Genomic DNA, 2,825 nt, shown 5'->3' on the forward strand with positions numbered 1-2,825 from the left:
ACGGGCTCGGCAGCCGGAACGGGTGCATCTCCCCGGACCACAGCACCAGCCGCCGCCCGTCCACCAGCAGCGAGTAGCGGTCGTACCCGATGGTGTGCCGCCGGCCGTCCGCACGCGGCGGGGCCGGCGCCGGACCGGTCGGCGCGCTCGCGCCCGCGTACGCCGAGGGCGCGCCGGGGCCGCCGCTGCCGCCCAGGGCGAGCCCGAGCGCGGCCGAGCCGGCCAGGGCACTGAAGGTACGTCTGCTGAGCGCCAAGGTGGATCCTCCCGGGCGATCGTACGGGGGCGCGGTCCGGCCATTCTCCCCGCGCCCACGCCCCACAATGGACCCATGAGGATCTCGGCACGGGCGGACTACGCGGTACGGGCGGTACTGGAGCTGGCCGTACGGCAGGGTAACGGCCCGGTGAAGGCAGAGGAAATCGCCGCCGTGCAGGACATCCCGCACAAGTTCCTGGAAGGGATCCTCGGCGACCTGCGCCGGGCCGGGATCGTCGACAGCCGGCGCGGCGGGGGCGGCGGCTACCGGCTGGCCCGTGCCGCGGCCTCCGTCACCGTGGCCGACGTCATCCGGGCGGTCGACGGCCCGATCGTGTCGGTGCGCGGCGAACGCCCCACCGGGCTGTCCTACACCGGCACCGCCCGGCCCCTGCTGCCCCTGTGGATCGCCCTGCGCGCCAACGTCCGCCGCGTCCTGGAAGGCGTCACCCTCGCCGACCTCGCGGCGGACGCCCTGCCCGAACCGGTCCGCGCCCTGGCGGCGGAGCCGGCGGCCTGGGAGAACCCGTAGCACCAATAGCACCCGTAGCACCCGTCACCGGGACGACGCCGGGCCCACGGCGCCGGAAGCCCCCCGGGGCCGGCGCTCGGCCGGCCGGGGGACGGGAAGTTTCCCGCCGCGGGCCGCGGTCGTTGGTCAGGCCATGATCAAGAAGCTCGCCTGTGTCACCGCCCTGGCCGCCGCACTCCTGGCCGCCGCCCCCACCGCCGAGGCCGCCCAGCGCCCCGCACCCCCCACCGCCGTCCCCGGCACGGCCCTCCTGAACGGCCTCCTCGGCTCCCTCGAAGTGGGCCACCCCGTCACCTCCCTGCGCACCCTGCTCCCCACGGGCCTCCAGAACCGGTGAGGCGCGCCCCCGGGCCGTGAAAACTCCAATGTGAATGGCCGGAGTTCGCTCTCCCGGGCCCGGGGCGGGGGTCCCTACGCTACCCACGCCTCCCTCTCCCCTTCACAGGTGACGCACATCTTCTCCAAGGGCGCACGCCCCGGAAGGGGACGGCGGGAGGCGCGACCCCCCACTCGACAACCGGGAGAGACCCATGGCCGGCGGACTCCTCATGAGCGGCGCGGTGGCCGCTCTTCTCACCACCGCACTGCCCGCGCACGCCTCGTCCCCGTTCGACAACCCGCCCCCGGACAAGATCGTCATCGACGTGGCCACGGTGAACGGCTCGGGCTGCCCGGCCGGCACGGCCGCCGTGGCCGTGTCACCGGACAACACCGCCTTCACGGTGACCTACAGCGCCTACCTCGCCCAGGCCGGCGGCAACTCCGACCCCACGGCGTTCCGCAAGAACTGCCAGCTCAACCTGGTGGTGCACGTCCCGCAGGGCTTCACCTACGCGATAGCCAGCGCCGACTACCGGGGCTTCGCCTCGCTCCAGCGCGGCGCCACGGCCACCCAGAAGGCGTCGTACTACTTCCAGGGCTCGTCGAACACCGTGCCCAGGACGCACCCCTTCAACGGCCCCTACAACGACGACTGGCAGGCCACCGACTCCACCGACTGGGCCCAACTGGTCTGGGCGCCCTGCGGGGTCCTGCGCAACTTCAACATCAACACCGAACTGCGCGTCGGCGCCGGCACCGCGAGCCCCGACAAGGTCAGCTTCATGACCATGGACTCGACGGACGGGGACATCAGCACGGTGTACCACATGGCGTGGAAGCAGTGCCCCAACTCCTAGCCGTCCCGGGAGGGGCCGCGCACGCGCCCCTCCCTCGCCGTCCCACCCCCGTCCGGGCGCAGCGGGCCGGCGACCCGGGACCCCGGGCCTGCCGCCGCGTGTTGCTCCGAACGTGTGCATCCGTCATCCGAACGGCTGCGCCTAGGCCGCTCAGGATGCCCGCGCCGCCCTCGCGCCGCCAGGATGGCGGATGACCGACGCCATCGCGTGGGCGGTCGGCGAGCATCGGGAGACGGACGACTTGTGAGCATCCTGAACGAACCCCAGGGCGGGGCGGCCGCAGCCGAGGACTCGTACGAGAACGAGCTGCCGCTCCGGCGCAAACAGCCCGGCAACGTCGTGGTGAGGTGGCTGACGACCACCGACCACAAGACGATCGGCACCCTCTATCTGACGACGTCGTTCGGCTTCTTCCTGGCCGGCGGAGTGATGGCCCTGATCATCCGCGCCGAACTGGCCCGCCCGGGCCTGCAGCTGATCTCCAACGAGCAGTACAACCAGATGTTCACGATGCACGGCACGATCATGCTGCTGATGTTCGCGACGCCGCTGTTCGCCGGCTTCACGAACTGGATCATGCCGCTGCAGATCGGCGCGCCCGACGTGGCGTTCCCGCGGCTGAACATGTTCGCCTACTGGCTGTACCTCTTCGGCTCGCTCATCGCCGTCGCCGGCTTCCTCACCGCGAACGGCGCGGCCGACTTCGGCTGGTTCGCCTACACCCCGCTGTCCAGCCTGACCCGCACCCCCGGGCTCGGCGGCGACCTGTGGGTCATGGGCCTGGCCTTCTCCGGCTTCGGCACGATCCTCGGCGCGGTCAACTTCATCACCACGATCATCTGCATGCGCGCGCCCGG

General features: G+C 72.3%; 5 protein-coding genes. 4 read left to right on the forward strand and 1 reads right to left on the reverse strand.

What is annotated here, in order from left to right; all coding sequences use genetic code 11:
- Positions 1–256, reverse strand: a 256-nt coding sequence (locus IE312_RS41545; protein ID WP_229900343.1) for a beta-galactosidase, incomplete at its 3' end; no start/stop codon positions are given.
- A gap of 75 nt (positions 257–331) precedes the next feature.
- On the opposite strand from IE312_RS41545, the gene IE312_RS23640 reads away from it, so the two are divergent.
- From IE312_RS23640 to IE312_RS23655, 4 genes are all read left to right on the forward strand, one after another.
- Positions 332–790: an RrF2 family transcriptional regulator gene (locus IE312_RS23640; protein ID WP_189984329.1), complete on the forward strand. Its 459-nt coding sequence runs from the start codon at positions 332–334 to the stop codon at positions 788–790.
- A gap of 133 nt (positions 791–923) precedes the next feature.
- Positions 924–1,127: a hypothetical protein gene (locus tag IE312_RS23645; RefSeq protein WP_189984330.1), complete on the forward strand. Its 204-nt coding sequence runs from the start codon at positions 924–926 to the stop codon at positions 1,125–1,127.
- 193 nt (positions 1,128–1,320) lie between these two features.
- Positions 1,321–1,968, forward strand: a complete 648-nt coding sequence (locus tag IE312_RS23650) for a DUF4360 domain-containing protein (protein WP_189984331.1) — start codon at positions 1,321–1,323, stop codon at positions 1,966–1,968.
- A gap of 243 nt (positions 1,969–2,211) precedes the next feature.
- Positions 2,212–2,825, forward strand: a 614-nt coding sequence (locus tag IE312_RS23655; protein ID WP_189984332.1) for a cytochrome c oxidase subunit I, incomplete at its 3' end; no start/stop codon positions are given.

Source organism: Streptomyces capoamus (assembly GCF_014654935.1).
GTDB classification, from domain to species: Bacteria; Actinomycetota; Actinomycetes; order Streptomycetales; family Streptomycetaceae; genus Streptomyces; species Streptomyces capoamus.